Source organism: Bradyrhizobium sp. GW821-FHT12B03, assembly GCF_058807535.1.
This window is the reverse complement of the sequence record NZ_JBXAQU010000008.1, coordinates 1-16,217: the sequence shown is the minus strand read 5'-3', so window position 1 is coordinate 16,217 and position 16,217 is coordinate 1. Positions and strand designations below refer to the sequence as shown.

Below are 16,217 nucleotides of genomic sequence, written 5' to 3'. Positions count from 1 at the left end.
ATCGATAGGCCTCGGCGTACTGGATTCCCCGCCTTCGCGGGGAATGACAGCGGTGGCTAGTCTAGTTCCCGTTCACGCGAAAACGCAGTGGCTTCGGCCCGAACAGCGTCAGCACGTCGCCCTGGCGCTTCCAGGTCTCGACGCTGCCGAGCGCCGCGACGAGTTCGTCATCCGCCTGCGCTCGTGCCGGCGGGCAGGACCTGTCCTGAATCTGGCCGGGAACGAAGATCACGGTGTTGCCGGCAACCGAAAACTGGCCCTTGCCGCCCTTGCACCAGAGCTCCAGCACGACCTCGCCATTGTCGCCGATCTCGATGTTCGGAATCCGCTTCGAGCCCTGCTGCGGCAGCGCCTCCAGAGTCATCTCGGTGCCGAAGGGAAAACCCTCCTCCGCACGCGCGACGCTGGACATCGCAAGCACTGCAACCGTCGCACACACCATCTGCCTGAGCGAAACCATGAAACCTCTCGACCGACCTGATTTGCCGCACCTTCTATAAGACGGCGGCGCGATTGAGAAGGTTCGCTCAACGCGAACGCAAAAATCCCCGCGGGGCTGAACCCCGCGGGGATTTGCGTCGAAGCGGGCTGCTACTTCAGCACCATCGCCGTGAACGGCCAGACATAGGCCTGCAACGTCACGAGCACGCCGACGAGGCAGGCGAGCACGATCGAGTGCCAGAACACGAAGCGCAGGATGGTGCCTTCATGGCCGTACCAATTGGTGGCAGTGGATGCGACGACGATCGATTGCGCGTCGATCATCTTGCCCATCACGCCGCCGGAGGAGTTCGCCGCGCCCATCAGGATCGGCGACAGGCCGAGCTGCTCGGAGGTGATCTTCTGCAGATTGCCGAACAGCACGTTGGAGGCGGTGTCCGATCCCGTCAGCGCCACGCCGAGCCAGCCGAGCAGCGTGCCGAAGAAGGGATAGAGCACGCCGGTCGCGGCGAAGGCGAGGCCGAGCGTCGCGTCGACGCCGGAGAGCCGCGTCAGCGTGCCGATCGCGAGCATCGCCGAGATCGTGATCAGCGAGATCGCGCACAGCCGGATGGTGCGGCCATACTCGGTCACGAGCTTGCCGGGACCGACGCCCATCAGGAAGCCGGAGATGATCGCCGCGATCAGCATGCCCGTACCGGTGAAGGACAGGTAGGTGAAGCCGAACACCGCGCTCTCTTTCGTCGGCCCGGGTGCGACCGGCGGCATCTTGTTGATCATCTGATGCAGTTCGGGAACGGGATAGTTCCAGGTGAAGATCGAGTTCGCCCAGGTCTTGAAGCCACCATTGCCCCAGATCAGCATCACGATGCAGACGATGATCCACGGCAGCAATGCGCTGAAGAGTTCGCTCTGCGTCAGCGGCGTCTTGTCCAGCGGTTTCGCCGCGGCCATGGTGGCGGCCGATTCGTCGCGGCCGCGCAGCGCCGGCGACAGCCAGAGCTGCCTGGGCTGCCACACCTTCAGGAACAGGATCAGCGCGCCCATCGAGATCAGCGACGCCCCGATGTCGACGATCCAGGGATTGACGTAGTTCGAGATCACGAATTGCGGGATCGCGAACGACACGCCGGTGACGAGGATCGCCGGCCAGACGTCCTTCATGCCCTTCCAGCCCGCGAACGCCCACACCACCCAGAACGGAACGATCAGCGAGAACACCGGCAATTGCCGTCCGACCATCGCGCCGAGGATGTAGGGATCGAGCCCGGTCACAGAGGCGAGGCCCTGGATCGGCGTGCCCAGCGCGCCATAGGCGACCGGCGCGGTGTTGGCGATCAGCGACAGGCCGGAAGCGGCAAGCGGCGAGAAGCCGAGGCCGATCAGCACGGCGCCGGTGATCGCGACCGGCGTGCCGAAGCCGGACGCGCCCTCGAAGAAGGCGCCGAACGAGAACGCGATCAGCAGCAATTGCAGCCGCCGGTCTTCGGTGACGCCGCCGACCGCACGCTTGAGCAATTCGAAGCGTCCGGTGGTGACGGTCACCTGGTAGAGGAAGATGACGTTGAGGACGATCCAGCCGATGGGAAAGAAGCCGGTCACGATGCCGAGGATCGAGGCCCGGATCGACATGTTCGTTGGCATGTGGAAAATCAGGATCGTGACCAGATTGGCCACGATCATGGCGATGATCGCCGCGAGATGAGCCTGGACGCGGCCGCTCGCGATCAGGACCAGCAGCGTAATGACGGGGACTGCTGCCGCAATGGTCGACAGCACCGGGCTGTTCAGCGGATCATAGACTTGATTCCACATGGTCTTCCTCCCCCACGCATGTGTTGCGGCAGGCGGCCTTGCGTGGACGGCCGAACCTGCTTGACGCTGGAAACGATAACCCCCGAGTTGAACGCGAATTCCTCGCCAAAGCGGCGGTTCCCGCCTGCTCACAAGCTCGCGAAATCCTGGAGGTCCCCACCCCGCGCCGTTATGCCCATGCTAGGGTTGCAAGCCCGCCCAAGCCAACGCAAATTGCGCAACTTGCGACTTTAGTCTAAGCGCGCCCATTTCGGCCATTGCCACAGCCATTTGGCGCCGGGCATTTGTGCATATCCCCTCAGGAGACAGAGCTCTGTGAAGAACATCAGCGCCACGCTCGCGATCGTCTGGCGAATCGCCGTCCCGTATTTCCGGTCGGAGGACAAATGGGCCGGCCGCGGCCTGCTCGCCGCCGTGATCGCAATGGAGCTGGCCCTGGTTGCGATCAACGTGCTCGTCAGTCAGTGGCAGAACCGATTTTTCACTGCCATCCAGGAATACGATCTGGATCGATTCGTCAGGGAAATCTGGATCTTCCTCGGTCTCGCTTCCGTCTTCATCGCGCTCGCCGTCTACAAACTCTACCTGAACCAGTGGCTCCAGATCCGCTGGCGGCGATGGCTGACGCAACACTATCTCGGCGAATGGCTGGACGGCGCCACGCACTATCGCATGCAGCTCAAGGGCGATGCGGCTGACAACCCGGACCAGCGTCTCACCGAGGACGTCACGAACTTCGTCGAACAAACGCTCGTCCTCGGCCTCGGCCTGCTGTCGTCGATCGTGACGCTGGCGTCTTTCATCGTCATCCTCTGGGGTCTGTCCGACAAGGCGCCCCTGCACATTTACGGCACTGACATCGTCATCCCGGGTTTTCTGGTCTGGTGCGCGCTGGCCTACGCGATCCTGGGTACGGGGCTCACGCACTGGATCGGTGCTCCGCTCATCAATCTTTATTTCGAAAAGCAGCGCTTCGAGGCCGACTTCCGCTTCAACCTGCTCCGCGTCCGCGAAAACTCCGAGCAGATCGCACTCTTGAAGGGAGAGAGCGCGGAGCGAGGTCATCTCCTGCAGCGCTTCGGTCACGTCATCGGCAACTGGTACGCGATCATGAGCCGGACCAAGCGCCTGACCGCTTTCACGGCAAGCTACAGCCAGGCTGCAGTGATCTTCCCCTATGTCGTGGTGGCGCCCGCCTACTTCGCCAAGCGAATCCAACTCGGCGATATGATGCAGACCGGCTCGGCCTTTGGCCAGGTGCAGGATGCTCTGTCTTTCTTCGTCACAGCCTATCGATCAATCGCGGAATGGCGTTCGATCGTCGCGCGTCTCGATGGCTTCGAGATGTCGGTCGATACGGCGGCAAACCTGCCGGCGCATGAGGCGACGATCGAACTCAAGTCGGCAGGCGGTAGCCGCAATATCGCCCTCGATAAGCTCTGCGTGTATCTGCCCAACGGCACGCCGCTGGTCGCCGCCGATGCCTTCGCCATCCAGACGCCGGAGCGCGTGCTGGTGACCGGTCCGTCCGGATCCGGCAAGTCGACGCTGTTCCGGGCCATCGCCGGTATCTGGCCGTTCGGCACCGGCACCATCTTCGTCCCGGAAGAGGCGAAGCTGATGATGCTGCCGCAACGCCCCTATTTCCCGGTCGGCGTGCTGCGCGACGCCGTGGTCTATCCGGCGGCGCCCGATACATTCGAGGCCGCGCGTGTCAGGGACGCGCTGATCGCGGTCGGGCTGCCCGACCTCGCAAAACGGCTCGACGAGGACGGGCACTGGAACCGGATGCTGTCGCTCGGCGAGCAGCAGCGCCTGGGGCTCGCCCGCGCGCTGCTGCATGCGCCGGACTATCTGTTCCTCGACGAGGCCACCGCCTCGCTGGACGAACCGTCCGAGGCGCGGCTGTACCGGCTGCTGATGGAGAAGCTGCCTGAAGCCACCATCGTCTCGATCGGCCACCGCTCGACCCTCGAAGCCTTCCATACCCGCAAGGTCACGATGGTGAAGGACGGCCAGATCCACGTCCTCGGCAAGGGCGGCGAGCCGGCCCGGGTGGAGCCGACCGTGGCGCGCTGAGAGGCGGGCTCTGGGCTCAGAGGTCCTCCGACATCGTCATGCCTGGGCTTGCCCCGGCATGACGAGTTTGCGGAGAGACCTGCGATGCCTGAGAGGCCGGACTCGCGGTGTTTGCGATAGCCCTGCCAGCAAGAGGGAAGGAATCGTCAACAAGCCTGACGACTTCCAGCCAAGTCCCACCTGTCGCGCACAAAAAGCAAAAGAGGCGGCAGATCGCTCTGCCGCCCCTTTGAGTCGTCTCGGGAAGAAACTTACTTCAGGTTGGTCATCGCCGTCAGGTCGAACGACAGCTTGGCGATACCGGCCGCGCCGCACCAGTTCGAGCCGGCACCACCCGGGTTGATCGCCGTCACGCTGGTCGTTCCGCTGGCGGTGAAGTCGCTGGTAAAGGCGTTGCAATCGCCCTTGCTGAGGTTGGTGTCGGAGTAGCGCAGATCCAGCGTAAACACCTTGTAGGTGAAGCCGACGCCGATGTTCCAGGTATTGTAGTCGGCATATTTGATGCCGCCCGTGTAGTTCGGGAAGCCGGGAAGCTGGACAACGCCGTAGAACGAGTCGCTGGTGCCGAACCACTGACGGCCGAATTCACCCGACACGTACATGCCGACGCCGCTGGCGCCGAAGGTCGTGCTGGGGGCGGTCCACTTCGCGGTGATCGAGGTGTAGTTGCCCCACGCACCGGTGTTGAGGAAGTTCGGCGAGTAGTACTCGTTCAGGCCGACCGACCAGTTGTCGTTGATGGTGTAGTTTACCTTGCCATAGACTTCGAAGAAGCTGACATCCTTCTTCATGACGTTGAGATTCGCCAGGGTGTTGGCCTGGCAATCCGCGCTGAGCGGGACACCGGCGGTATCCACAGTAGCGCCGCCGCCGTAGTAGCAGCTTCCGCCCGGATACAGGTAACCCCAGACGCCGATGTCGAAGGCGAAGGCGCCGAAGGTCGGGCGGATACCGCCGTAGATGTCGACTTCAGCCGCAGCCCGGTTGGCGAAGGAAATGCTCTCGGCGGACACGCCGACGTAGAGCTGGAGGTCCTTGGTGACGTTGTAGCGCGGCTCGAAATAGGCCGCGACCGACGGCTTGTGGTTCGACTGGGTCACGCCGCGGAAAATGTAGTCGCTCATGATCGCGCCGCCGAAGGCGATATCCCAGGGATCGAAGGCAGCAACCGGCGGGGCCTTCTTGGCCTTGAGCGGCATGTCCGCTGCGAAAGCCGAGCCCGTCGTCACCATTGCCAGCGCCGTTGCCAACAAAGCCACTTTTTTCATTTCGATCCCCATCACCAGTTCTTACCCAGTCAGTTTCCCGGAAGCCCCCCGGGGTGTGCGACCTGACATCAAAAATTCATGACTGCGGCAATCTGGATCGGGGGACGTGAACCGTGAAGCAAAAAACGCGGGCATCTGCCGACTTTTTAGGCATTCCAGCGATTCCACGAAAGGTTGTCAGCCTGTGTTGCTTCTCGATCACATTATTTGCACGCAAAAGTGCACTGAAGGGCCGGGTTAGCACGGTGACCCGCGGGACCGTGCTCCGCGCGCCACGAATCAAGGCGGACGCACATGGATGACCGCATCCGGGAGCGGGAGGCGCGATGCAAAAGGGCCGCAGCGTCGCCGCCGCAGCCCTCCTGCTATCGATCGTGGCCATTAGATTGGAGCCGGCCCTCGGCCTGACTTGGGGCTTAACCTTGCCCCTCGGCCGGCGTCGGTTCCGCAGAAGACGAAGGCATCGCCCAGCTTGTCTCGGCGGCAGGCTCGGGAGCCGGAGCTGCCACAGGCGCTGACGGCTTCGGCGCGGGAGCTGCCTTCGCCTTCTTCGGTGCCGCTTTCTTCGCAGCCTTCTTGGCGGCCTTCTTCGGTGCAGCCTTCTTCGCGGCTTTCTTGGCCGACTTCTTCACAGCCTTCTTCGGCGCGGCCTTCTTCGCGGCCTTCTTCGCAGCCTTCTTGGCAGATTTCTTCGCGGACTTCTTGGCTGCCTTCTTCGCGGTCTTCTTCGCCGCTACAGCCTTCTTGGCCTTTTTGGCCTTCTTGCTTTTCTTCTTCTTCGCTTTCGCCATCGTGGTCCTCCTGTTGCCGCCGAACAATGGTCGATCGGGCGTCTTCAGCCGTCACCTCGGGAGGAAAGTTCAGCTCGACGCGTTCAATGCCGGCCGCGACCCGCCCGTAGCCCAATCGAGAAGCTCAATCGTGTGTACGACCGGAACTGACGTGCCACTGGCAATCTGCACCATGCAGCCGATATTGCCCGCGGCAATCATGTCCGGCTTGACGCTCGCGATGTTGGCGACCTTGCGATCACGCAACCTGCCCGCAAGCTCGGGCTGGAGAATGTTGTAGGTCCCCGCCGAACCGCAACACAAATGGCTCTCGGGTACATCTTTCACCACGAATCCATTCTTGGAAAGCAATTCTTTCGGAAGGCCCGTGATTTTCTGTCCGTGCTGCAACGAACACGCGGAGTGATAGGCAACGACGATGTTGTCGCCTACCGCAGTGGTCGGAAGACCGAGGCCGGCAACGTATTCGGTGATGTCCTTGGCAAGCGCGGACACCTTCGCCGCATCGGCCGCGAACGCTGTGTCCTCGCGCAGCAGATAGCCATAGTCCTTGATCACCGTGCCGCAGCCGGACGCCGTCACCAGGATGGCGTCGAGCCCCTCGCCGGCCGCTTCCGCGCGCCATGCCGCGACGTTGGCACGAGCCCGCGCCAGCGCATCATGGTCGTTGCCGAGGTGATGGGTCAGCGCGCCGCAGCATTGCTCGTCCCTGACCAGGACGACCTCGATGCCGTGGCGGGTGAGAAGACTGATGGCGGCCTGGTTGATGCGCGGCGCCAGCACCTGCTGGGCGCAGCCCTGGAGCAGCGCGACCCGGCCGCGCTTCTTGCCGAGCGCTGCGAATACGCTGCCCGGGAGGGGGCCGGGCGACGGCAGCCGGTTCGGGGCCAGCGCCAGCATCGCCTTGATGCGCTGGATCAGCCCGGGCGTGGCCGAGGGCCGCGGCGTCGGCAGGAATACGGCCAGCGGACGGGCCAGCCGCGCCAGCCACATGCTGGCGCGGAAGCGCCGCGGGTCCGGCAGCACGAAGGCCAGCACCTGACGCAGCAATCGCTCCGTGAGCGGCCGCTGATAGCGCTGCTCGATCCTGACCCGGGCCTGGTCGACGAGGTGCATGTAGTTCACGCCGGAGGGGCAGGTCGTCATGCAGGACAGGCACGACAGGCAGCGGTCGACATGCTTGACCACCTCGGCCGTCGGCGCCTGGTCCTTCTCCAGCATCTCCTTGATCAGATAGATCCGCCCGCGCGGGCTATCGAGCTCGTCACCGAGCAGCACATAGGTCGGACAGGTTGCGGTGCAGAAGCCGCAATGGACGCAGGCGCGCAGGATCTTGTCGGCTTCCGCGATGTCGGGGTCGGCGAGCTGCGCCAGTGAGAATTCGGTCTTCATTCAGCAAGCGCCCCGCGTCAGCCGTCCACGGTTGAGAATGGACTTCGGATCGAAACCGGCGCGCACCCGCTCGCTCAACGCGGCGACGCCGGGCGCCTGCGGATGGAACACATCGACGTTGCGCCTGACATCCTCGGCCGCCCGGATCAGCGTGGCGTGCCCGCCGACCACACTCGCATGCGCGCGCACGGCGGGTTCATGCGCGTCGCCCTTCGGCGGCAATGCGGCCCAGATCAATCCGCCGCCCCAATCATAGATCACGTCGCCGCCGGTCTCGCGCGCCAGCTGGGTCCCGAGCGCCGCGCCTGATGCCGGCGGGCAGACGATCCGCCACACCGGCCAGGCGCCCAGCGCACCGCTGGCCGCGAACGGCAGGACGTCGCGGATGGTGGCCCACAGTGCCGAGGACGCGGCGTCCTCGACCAGCGTCGCGGCTCCGAACGGCGCCAGCAATTCGCGCAGCGAGCCGGCGCGGTGGGCCGCTGAAGCGGTAATGCCTTCGAGCCGCAGCACGGTCAGCGCTTCGCCCTGACCTGCGATGTCGCCGAGCCCGTCGGTCTTCGCCCGGAATGTGGATTTCGGCAGGTGCGCGGCGCCGGAGACGTCGAAGGGCGAGCCGAGCGCCGCGGTCATCGCCTTGTTGGCGGTGGCATCGTCGAGCCCGAGCAGCAGCAGCGTCCGCTCGGCCTCGGGCTTGGGCATCACCTTCAGCGTGACCTCGGTCATGACCGACAGCGTGCCCCAGGAACCGGCGAGAAGCTTGCAGAGGTCATAGCCGGTGACGTTCTTCACCACCTTGCCGCCGGTCTTGAAGCTGTCGCCGAAGCCGGAAACGGCATGCGCCCCGAGCAGGTGGTCGCGCGCTCCGCCCGCCTTGATCCGCCGCGGGCCGGCGAGGCCTGCCGCGATCATGCCGCCGATTGTGCCCGATGGGGGCGTGCCGAGCAGGGGCGCGGTGTTGACAGGCTCGAAGGCGAATTGCTGGTTCTTGGCATCGATCAGCGACAGCACGTCGGCCAGCGGCGCGCCGGCCTCGAGCGTCACGATCAGCTCGTTGGGTTCGTAGGAGGTGACGGCGTTCAGCGCGGAGACGTCGAGCACCGCGTTGGTCACCATGGCGTGGCCAATGCTGCGCTTGCTGCCATGACCGATGATCTCGAGCGGCTGCTCATTGGCAATCGCCGCACGCACCACCTCTTCGACGTCTCTGGCGTCTCTGACCTTGAGCGTATCCACGGGCCAAGGCGGTAGCGAAATTCGCAGCCGAAATCAAATGCAGCGTGACGCAGGCGAGCACTACCGGTGCGATCGGATCGGCACGAGGCCGCATCGATGCTTCGGTCACGATCGAAGCGTTCACGACATCGACACTTCGATCCACGGCGAACCAAAGCCGGCAGGCCAGCGCTACAAGTCTGCGCCGATCGCGACGAAAACCAGCCAAGGGAGACAAAGATGCAGCGATCGATACAGGCGCGTCCAATGCCGCGCGCCGCCGAAGCGTTCAGCCGCAGGTCGGTCATCTCGGCCTTCGGCGCCGTCCTGGCGATCTATCTCTCGCCATGGACGGATTCGTCATCCCAAGCCCAGCAGCAAGGAGGAAGGACCATGAACCACTATGCCACGCAGAAATCCCTGAGCGACGCCGTCGACGGCGGCGGCCTGCTCGTCGTCGCGCAATGGGAGGCCAAGCCGGGCGAGGCCGACAAGGTCGCCGCGATCCTCGACCGCTTCCTGCCGGAGGCGCAGCGCGAGGACGGCGTCAAGCTGTTCCTGATCTCGCGCGCCAAGGACAATCCGGCGCAGTTCCTGTTCTACGAGCTGTTCCGCGACGAGGCGGCGTTCAAGGCGCATCAGGAGAGCGCACATTTCAAGACCTACATCGCCGGCGAAGCTCTGCCGCTGCTGGCGAAGCGCGAACGGGCGCAATACGGACTGCTGTAAGACACGAAGGAAGGCGCCTGCATCGCAAGCGCCTTCCTTCTGCACGATCGGCTAGAACCGCGGAATATCCGGGAATGCCAGCTTGCCGGCGTGCACGTGCATGCGGCCGAGTTCGGCGCAGCGGTGCAGGGTCGGAAACACCTTTCCGGGGTTGAGCAGCCCTTGCGAGTCGAAGGCGCATTTCAGCCGCTGCTGCTGGTTGAGGTCGATCTCGGTGAACATCTCCGGCATCAGGTCGCGCTTCTCGATGCCGACGCCGTGCTCGCCGGTGAGCACACCGCCGAACTCGACGCAGGCGCGCAGGATGTCGGCGCCGAAGGCCTCGGCCCGCTCGATCTCGCCGGGCTTGTTGGCATCGTACAGGATCAGCGGGTGCAGATTGCCGTCGCCGGCATGGAACACGTTGGCGCAGCCGAGCTGGTATTTTTCGCCGAGCTCGCGAATGCGCGCCAGCGCCTTCGGCAGCGCGCCGCGCGGAATGGTGCCGTCCATGCAGAGATAGTCCGGCGAGATACGGCCCACGGCCGGAAACGCCGCCTTGCGGCCGGCCCAGAACAGGTTGCGCTCGGCTTCCGAATTGGAGATCTGCAGCGTCACCGAGCCGCAACCTCTTGCGATGGTCTCGACGCGCGTGATCAACTCGTCGACCTCGATCTTGGGACCGTCTAGCTCGATGATGAGCAGCGCTTCGACATCGAGCGGATAGCCGGCATGGACGAAGGCCTCGGCGGCGTGGATCGCCGGCTTGTCCATCATCTCCATGCCGCCGGGAATGATGCCGGCGCCGATGATGCGCGCGACGCATTCGCCGGCCGCCTCGACTTGCGCAAAGCCGACCATCAGCGCGCGCGCCGTCTCCGGCTTTTGCAGGATGCGCACCGTGATCTCGGTGATGACGCCGAGCAGCCCCTCCGAGCCGGTGATGACGCCCATCAGGTCATAGCCGGAATTTTCGCACCCCTTGCCGCCGATGCGCAAAATCTCCCCGCTCATCAGCACGATCTCGCAGCCCAGCACGTTGTTGGTGGTCATGCCGTATTTCAGGCAGTGCACGCCGCCGGAATTTTCCGCGACATTGCCGCCGATCGAGCAGGCGATCTGCGAGGACGGATCGGGCGCGTAATAGAAGCCGGCATGCGCCACCGCCTGGCTGATGGCCAGATTGGTGACGCCGGGCTCGGTGACGACGACGCGGTTGTCGAAATCGATCTCGCGGATGCGCTTGAACTTGCCGAGCCCGAGCAGCACGCCGTCTTCCAGCGGCAGCGCGCCGCCCGAGAGCGACGTGCCCGAGCCGCGCGGCACCACCTTGATACCCTGTGCGGCACAATATTTCAGGACGAGCGAGACCTGCTCGGTCGTATCGGGCAGCACCACGACCATCGGGGGTTGTCGATAGGCGGTCAGCCCGTCGGATTCATAGGCCCGCATCTCGGCAGCGCTGTCGATCACCCCCTCGCCGGATACGATTGCGCGCAACGCAGCAATGATCTCCGCGCGGCGCGCAAGGACCGCCTGGTCGCTCGCAGGCATCATGATGGCCATGTTACGAAACCTTCGTCCGGCATTGGAATTTGTTCCGGCAAATCAATCATGTCTGTCCGCTCTTGGGTAGGGTCCTCCGAAGGTCGCATTGCTTTGTTGCAGCGCAAGTTCTCTCTGGGGCAAGTCTGCTACCACAAAACCTGTCAAGGTTTCGCGACTTGTCCACTTGCATCGGACCTGCCAAAACCACGACCCTCAATCTGACCCGGGAAGAGACGAAGAGCATCCTATGACAAAATTGACTTTCGCCGCGCTGGTTGCCCTCACCGTGACTGCCACTGCACCCGCCGCGATGGCGCAGGATGCCGCGGCCGGCAAGACGTCGTTCAACAAATGCCTGGCCTGCCACGCGATCGGCGAAGGCGCCAAGAACAAGGTCGGCCCCGAGCTCAACGGCCTCAACGGCCGCAAGTCGGGCAGCGCTCCGGACTACAGCTATTCGGACGCAAACAAGAATTCCGGCATCACCTGGGACGAAGCGACGTTCAAGGAGTACATCAAGGATCCGAAGGCCAAGATCCCCGGCACCAAGATGGCATTCGCCGGCATCAAGAACGAGACCGAGATCAACAATCTCTGGACCTTCATCTCGCAGTTCGACAAGGACGGGAAGGTCAAGCAGTAAGCGCGCCGAGGAGCGGCCGCCGGAGCTTCGGTTCTGATTCAGAACCGAAGCTCCGGATTGTTGTTTTGACACGTTTTCGTCACGCGAACCGGTATCCACTTCGCGCGAAAACGCTTTAATCGGCCGCCGCCTGCGCCGGGACGATGTTCCCGATCATCGTCTCGATCTCCGTCTTCACCAGATCCGGCACCGCGTTCTGCACCATGTGGCCGAGATCTGGCAGCACGATCAGCTTTGCGTTCGGCACCATCGCCGCGAACGGGCGCGCGTGGATGTTGGTCCTCACCGTCTTGTCGGGCTCACCGGCGATGATCGTGACCGGCGCCTTGATCTCACCATAGCGCGCGACCTGCGCGGCAACGGCTTCCTTCAACGTCCCCAGATCATAGGCATTGGCGATGAATTCGCGCGGGCGCAGCAGCAGCGGCGTCGCGGAGTGCTGCACGAATCCGTCCGGCATGGTTTGCGGCAGGAACACGTTGCGCGCCCCGGACTCGGCGACGACATACCCCAGCGGCAGCGTGATGGTGTAGGCGAGCAGCGGACCGATCACCGGCGTTGCGATGATCTCGTTGTAGCGGCCAACGCCGCCGCGCCAGGGGTGGGTAACGGGCGCCAGCATCACGAGGCCGGCAACGCGGCCGGGATGATCGAGTGCGAGGCGCGCGCCGAGCGCGCCGCTCCAGGAATGCACGACGAAGACCGCACGATCGATTCCGAGCTGACCAAGCGCCTCGTCGATCATCCGCGCCTGGATCTGCGGCGTCGAATCCTGCCGCCGTGCGCGCGTGCTCCAGCCATGGCCGGGACGGTCGATCAGAATGACGCGATGGTCTTTTGCCAGGAGATCGCCGAGCGGGCGCCGCATCGCTTCGAGATTGGAGCTCGCGCCGTGCAGCATCACGATCGGCAGGCCGGCGGCGCGCGGACCGATGTCGACGACGTGCAGCGTCGCGCCATCGACCTCGATCATCTGGCCCTGAGGAGGAAAGGCGCGTTGCACGGCGACGATCCCGGCCTGCGTGACCAGCGCCAGCAGGACCAGCGCCGTCACGACTGTCAGCACGATCATGGAGAGAATCCGGACGATCCAGGGCACTTGCTAATTACGGGCGTTGCATGCGGCAGTTTCGCCTCAGCCGCTTCAGCACTTCCACCAGAAATGAGGGGCTGTGGATATGTGCATAATTGCAGGCTTGAAAAACTCAATAAAATCAAAGGCCTTCCTGATGGCACACAAGCTTCGGACCAGCTTCATGCGGTCGTCATCGCGGCTTCCTTATAATCGCCACGGTCGGTTCCGCCATTTAGGCGCGGGTGGGTGCCGATCCTCCTCGCAACCTCAGCGGATGCGGGACAGACCGGCAGGATTTGTCCTGGTTTGAACCGGAGAATTTCGATGAGATTCAGATCGAACGACACTGCAATCGACGAGATCGTCGCGAGCTGCAACGGTGACCTGCGCGGTGCCGTGCGGGCGCTGCTCCTGATCAACGAGCATCTCGAGGCCGAGCTTGCCAAGGCTTACGCCGCAGCCGCCGATCGTGGCCTGGCCGAGCGCGGCGGCAGCGCGCTGCACTAGGTGCGAGCCGGACCTAGTCCGTCTTGTCCTCGTCCTTTTCGTCGTCGGGATTGGCCGCGGGACAGGCGCGGATGGTCGAGCGGGCAAGCTTGGCGTCGGCCCTGGACTTGTAGGGACCATCGCCGAACCAGATGTCGCCGATGATGACCGGATTGCTGGTCACGATATTGCATTTGCCGGTGGCGCGATCGCCGACCACCCAGAACAGTCCGTCGGCGAGACTCATCGTCCCCGACGCGAGCAGCAAGCTACCCGCAAAAATCAAACGCTTCATGGCTTTGCTCCTGCCATGCAGGTAGGCCTGCGGCCGCATTGACGATACCCCTTGCGACATGGCGCGAATGATCGTGGTTAATCCGGCCGCGCCGCAATCGCTCGGGAAATGATCAAACTGTCGGCTAGATGTCGCGGCCTTCGACCTTCTCGGTCAGCGCCTTGACCTGATCGGGGATCTTCTCGAGATGCGGATTGACGGCGAGCGCCTTGCGGTAGGCGTCGAGCGCGCGCTTCTCGTCGCCGACCTCCTGCATGATCATGCCGAGCCCCGCGAGCGCCCCGAAATGGCGGGGTTCGCGGATCAGCACTTCGCGAATGTCGGCGAGCGAGCGGCCGTAGTCATTCTGCATGTAGTAGAGCGTGGCGCGCCGGTTCCAGGCCTCGATGTAGTCGGGCCGGAGCTTGATGACCGAATCCAGCAGCTTGATCGCGACGTCGATCTTCTGCGCGTCGACCGCGGTCTTGGCCCGCGTCATCAGCAGCGAGGCGGTGTCGCTCGGGGTCTGGAGCCAGATCGCCCAGATCCGCGCCTCGACATGCTTGGCGCTGGCCTCGTCGGGCGCCGCCTTCAGCGCGCCGAACAGGAAGTCGAGGTTCTTGCTGCGATCGACCTTGGGCAGCTTGGCCGGCGCTTCCGGCAGCTTCTTCTGCTTGCCGGGTGCGGGCGGCGGCTCGAGCTGCTGCGCCAGTGCCGGAGCGAGGCCGGCTGCTCCCAGAACGAGGGCCAGACCAAGAACCATGAAGCGGGTGCGCGCGAAAAGGAATCTCACTGCCAGGAATCTCACTGCCATGGCAGAAGTGTAAACGCGCAAAGCCGCCCTTGCAAAGCAAAGGCGGCGTCAAACTCGTGTGAGACCGTGGTCTTGCGGGGTGCGCGCGAGGCGACCGGCAGGGCAGAAATCAGCCCTGGCGAGCCTTGAAGCGACGCTGCACCTTGTTGATCACATAGACCCGGCCCTTGCGGCGGACCAGGCGGTTGGCGCGATGGCGACCGCGCAGCGATTTCAGCGAGTTACGGACCTTCATGGCAGAATCCTGAACGTTCGAAAGGCCGTGTTCGGCACTACCGTTTCGGCACGCGCGAATGTGGCAAAATGAGATTTTTCCCGCTGGCGGACGACCGCCCGGGACGGGGCGGTTCTTAAGGCATGGCGGGAGGTCATGTCAATGTTAACTGCCCGGTTCCGAACCGGCAAATTCGCGAAAACAACCCCATGCACAGTAGAAGCGGCCGGATCGGCCCGATCTGTCGTTCCGTAAGCCCAGGCCAAGCCCATGCAATGCCTTGCCAAATTCGTTATATCATATAATCAATTTGGCAACCGGTCGGGAGGAAACCAATGCCGAAGCTGAAGCTGCCCAATATCGACGATGTCGTCGCCATCGACATCCACACCCATGCCGAGGAGCCCTGCGGCTGCCACGCCGACGACGGCTATGACGATTTCCAGGCGCAGATGGCGGAGTACTTCAAGTCGCCGAACAAGCATCCGCCGACCGTGCCGGAGACCGCAGCCTATTATCGCTCCAAGAACATCGCCGCCGTGATCTTCCCTGTTGACGCCGAGCGCGAGACCGGCTTCCGCCGCTACAACAATTACGAGATGATCGAGGCCGCCTCCGACCATCTCGACGTCCTCATCCCCTTCGTCTCGATCGACCCGCACAAGGGCAAGCTGGGGGCCCGCGAGGCCCGCAAGCTGATCGAGGAATACGGCGTCCGCGGCTTCAAATTCCATCCGACCATGCAGGGCTTCTACGCCAACGACCGGATGGCCTACCCGCTCTACGAAGAGATCAACAATGGCGGCGCGATCGCGCTGTTCCACACCGGCCAGACCGGCGTCGGCTCGGGCATGCCCGGCGGCATGGGCATGCGGCTGAAATATTCCAACCCGATGTACATGGACGACGTCGCGGCGGACTTCCCCGACCTCAAGATCATCCTCGCCCATCCCTCCTTCCCCTGGCAGGAAGAGGCGCTGTCGGTCGCGACCCACAAGCCGAACGTCTATATCGACCTCTCGGGCTGGTCGCCAAAGTACTTCCCGCCGATCCTGGTGCGCTACATCAACTCGATCCTGCAGGACAAGATGCTGTTCGGCTCGGACTGGCCGGTGATCACGCCGGACCGCTGGCTTGCGGATTTCGCCAAGATCGACATTCGCGACGAAATCCGGCCGAAGGTGCTGAAGGCGAACGCTAGGAAGCTGCTGGGGATCTAGTGCGGTGTGAGCTTGAGTTGAACTGATACCTCGTCGAGCGCGAGAGCCGAACGCGACGAGAACGCCTCCGACTGTCTCGCTCACGCTGCTCTTCGTCCGAGGTCTGCTCCGCCCCTGATTGCAGCGCGTTGGCACCACTCGCCCTGAGTCCGGCTTGGGCCGATTCTGTTGAAAAAGGCGGCGGTTGCGACGCAGAGGGATCAGTGATTCAGTCTGTCTAATTGGCAGGACTGA

At 63.7% G+C, this 16,217-nt stretch carries 16 protein-coding genes; 5 read left to right on the top strand and 11 right to left on the bottom strand.

Going from position 1 to position 16,217, the window contains the following annotated elements:
* Positions 1-61: 61 nt before the first annotated feature.
* Positions 62-460, bottom strand: coding sequence for an META domain-containing protein (locus AC1RUR_RS17065; RefSeq protein ID WP_492845984.1), 399 nt, complete (start codon positions 458-460; stop codon positions 62-64).
* A gap of 131 nt (positions 461-591) precedes the next feature.
* Complete coding sequence (locus tag AC1RUR_RS17060) at positions 592-2,256, bottom strand: L-lactate permease (protein WP_492845982.1); 1,665 nt, start codon at positions 2,254-2,256, stop codon at positions 592-594.
* Between the two features lie 315 nt (positions 2,257-2,571).
* Here AC1RUR_RS17060 and AC1RUR_RS17055 point away from each other — a divergent pair, with 315 nt between their 5' ends.
* Positions 2,572-4,335 carry an ABC transporter ATP-binding protein/permease gene (locus AC1RUR_RS17055; RefSeq protein ID WP_492845980.1) on the top strand — a complete coding sequence of 588 codons (1,764 nt, stop codon included), beginning with the start codon at positions 2,572-2,574 and terminating at the stop codon, positions 4,333-4,335.
* Between the two features lie 251 nt (positions 4,336-4,586).
* Here the strand turns inward: AC1RUR_RS17055 and AC1RUR_RS17050 are convergent, their stop codons facing one another.
* From AC1RUR_RS17050 to AC1RUR_RS17035, 4 genes are all read right to left on the bottom strand, one after another.
* Positions 4,587-5,603: a TorF family putative porin gene (locus AC1RUR_RS17050; RefSeq protein ID WP_492845978.1), complete on the bottom strand. Its 1,017-nt coding sequence runs from the start codon at positions 5,601-5,603 to the stop codon at positions 4,587-4,589.
* Positions 5,604-6,019: 416 nt separating this feature from the next.
* On the bottom strand, positions 6,020-6,394 hold the full coding sequence (locus AC1RUR_RS17045) for a histone (protein ID WP_492845976.1): 375 nt from the start codon (positions 6,392-6,394) through the stop codon (positions 6,020-6,022).
* 69 nt (positions 6,395-6,463) lie between these two features.
* The gene (gene glcF, locus AC1RUR_RS17040; RefSeq protein ID WP_492845974.1) at positions 6,464-7,786 is read right to left on the bottom strand and encodes a glycolate oxidase subunit GlcF; all 1,323 of its coding nucleotides are present in this window, start codon (positions 7,784-7,786) and stop codon (positions 6,464-6,466) included.
* Positions 7,787-9,022 carry an FAD-binding protein gene (locus AC1RUR_RS17035; protein ID WP_492845972.1) on the bottom strand — a complete coding sequence of 412 codons (1,236 nt, stop codon included), beginning with the start codon at positions 9,020-9,022 and terminating at the stop codon, positions 7,787-7,789.
* A gap of 372 nt (positions 9,023-9,394) precedes the next feature.
* On the opposite strand from AC1RUR_RS17035, the gene AC1RUR_RS17030 reads away from it, so the two are divergent.
* Positions 9,395-9,730 (top strand): antibiotic biosynthesis monooxygenase family protein, encoded by a 336-nt coding sequence (locus AC1RUR_RS17030; protein WP_167771160.1) that lies wholly within the window; start codon positions 9,395-9,397, stop codon positions 9,728-9,730.
* Positions 9,731-9,781: 51 nt separating this feature from the next.
* On the opposite strand, the gene AC1RUR_RS17025 is transcribed toward AC1RUR_RS17030, so the two are convergent.
* Entirely contained in the window at positions 9,782-11,275 is a 1,494-nt protein-coding gene (locus AC1RUR_RS17025; RefSeq protein ID WP_492845970.1) for an FAD-linked oxidase C-terminal domain-containing protein, read from the bottom strand.
* Positions 11,276-11,504: 229 nt separating this feature from the next.
* Between AC1RUR_RS17025 and cycA the strand changes: the two genes are divergently transcribed.
* The gene (gene cycA / locus AC1RUR_RS17020; RefSeq protein ID WP_492845968.1) at positions 11,505-11,900 is read left to right on the top strand and encodes a cytochrome c-550 CycA; all 396 of its coding nucleotides are present in this window, start codon (positions 11,505-11,507) and stop codon (positions 11,898-11,900) included.
* A gap of 115 nt (positions 11,901-12,015) precedes the next feature.
* Here the strand turns inward: cycA and AC1RUR_RS17015 are convergent, their stop codons facing one another.
* Complete coding sequence (locus AC1RUR_RS17015) at positions 12,016-12,972, bottom strand: alpha/beta fold hydrolase (protein ID WP_492845966.1); 957 nt, start codon at positions 12,970-12,972, stop codon at positions 12,016-12,018.
* Between the two features lie 327 nt (positions 12,973-13,299).
* Between AC1RUR_RS17015 and AC1RUR_RS17010 the strand changes: the two genes are divergently transcribed.
* On the top strand, positions 13,300-13,482 hold the full coding sequence (locus tag AC1RUR_RS17010; protein WP_492845964.1) for a hypothetical protein: 183 nt from the start codon (positions 13,300-13,302) through the stop codon (positions 13,480-13,482).
* Between the two features lie 13 nt (positions 13,483-13,495).
* Here the strand turns inward: AC1RUR_RS17010 and AC1RUR_RS17005 are convergent, their stop codons facing one another.
* The 3 genes from AC1RUR_RS17005 to ykgO form a co-directional block, all read right to left on the bottom strand.
* On the bottom strand, positions 13,496-13,756 hold the full coding sequence (locus AC1RUR_RS17005; protein ID WP_492845962.1) for a hypothetical protein: 261 nt from the start codon (positions 13,754-13,756) through the stop codon (positions 13,496-13,498).
* Positions 13,757-13,880: 124 nt separating this feature from the next.
* Positions 13,881-14,498 carry a tetratricopeptide repeat protein gene (locus AC1RUR_RS17000; protein ID WP_492846476.1) on the bottom strand — a complete coding sequence of 206 codons (618 nt, stop codon included), beginning with the start codon at positions 14,496-14,498 and terminating at the stop codon, positions 13,881-13,883.
* 160 nt (positions 14,499-14,658) lie between these two features.
* Entirely contained in the window at positions 14,659-14,784 is a 126-nt protein-coding gene (gene ykgO / locus AC1RUR_RS16995; protein WP_006611362.1) for a type B 50S ribosomal protein L36, read from the bottom strand.
* 314 nt (positions 14,785-15,098) lie between these two features.
* On the opposite strand from ykgO, the gene AC1RUR_RS16990 reads away from it, so the two are divergent.
* A complete protein-coding gene (locus AC1RUR_RS16990; protein WP_492845960.1) occupies positions 15,099-15,983 on the top strand; it encodes an amidohydrolase family protein in 885 nt (294 codons plus the stop codon).
* Positions 15,984-16,217 lie beyond the last annotated feature (234 nt).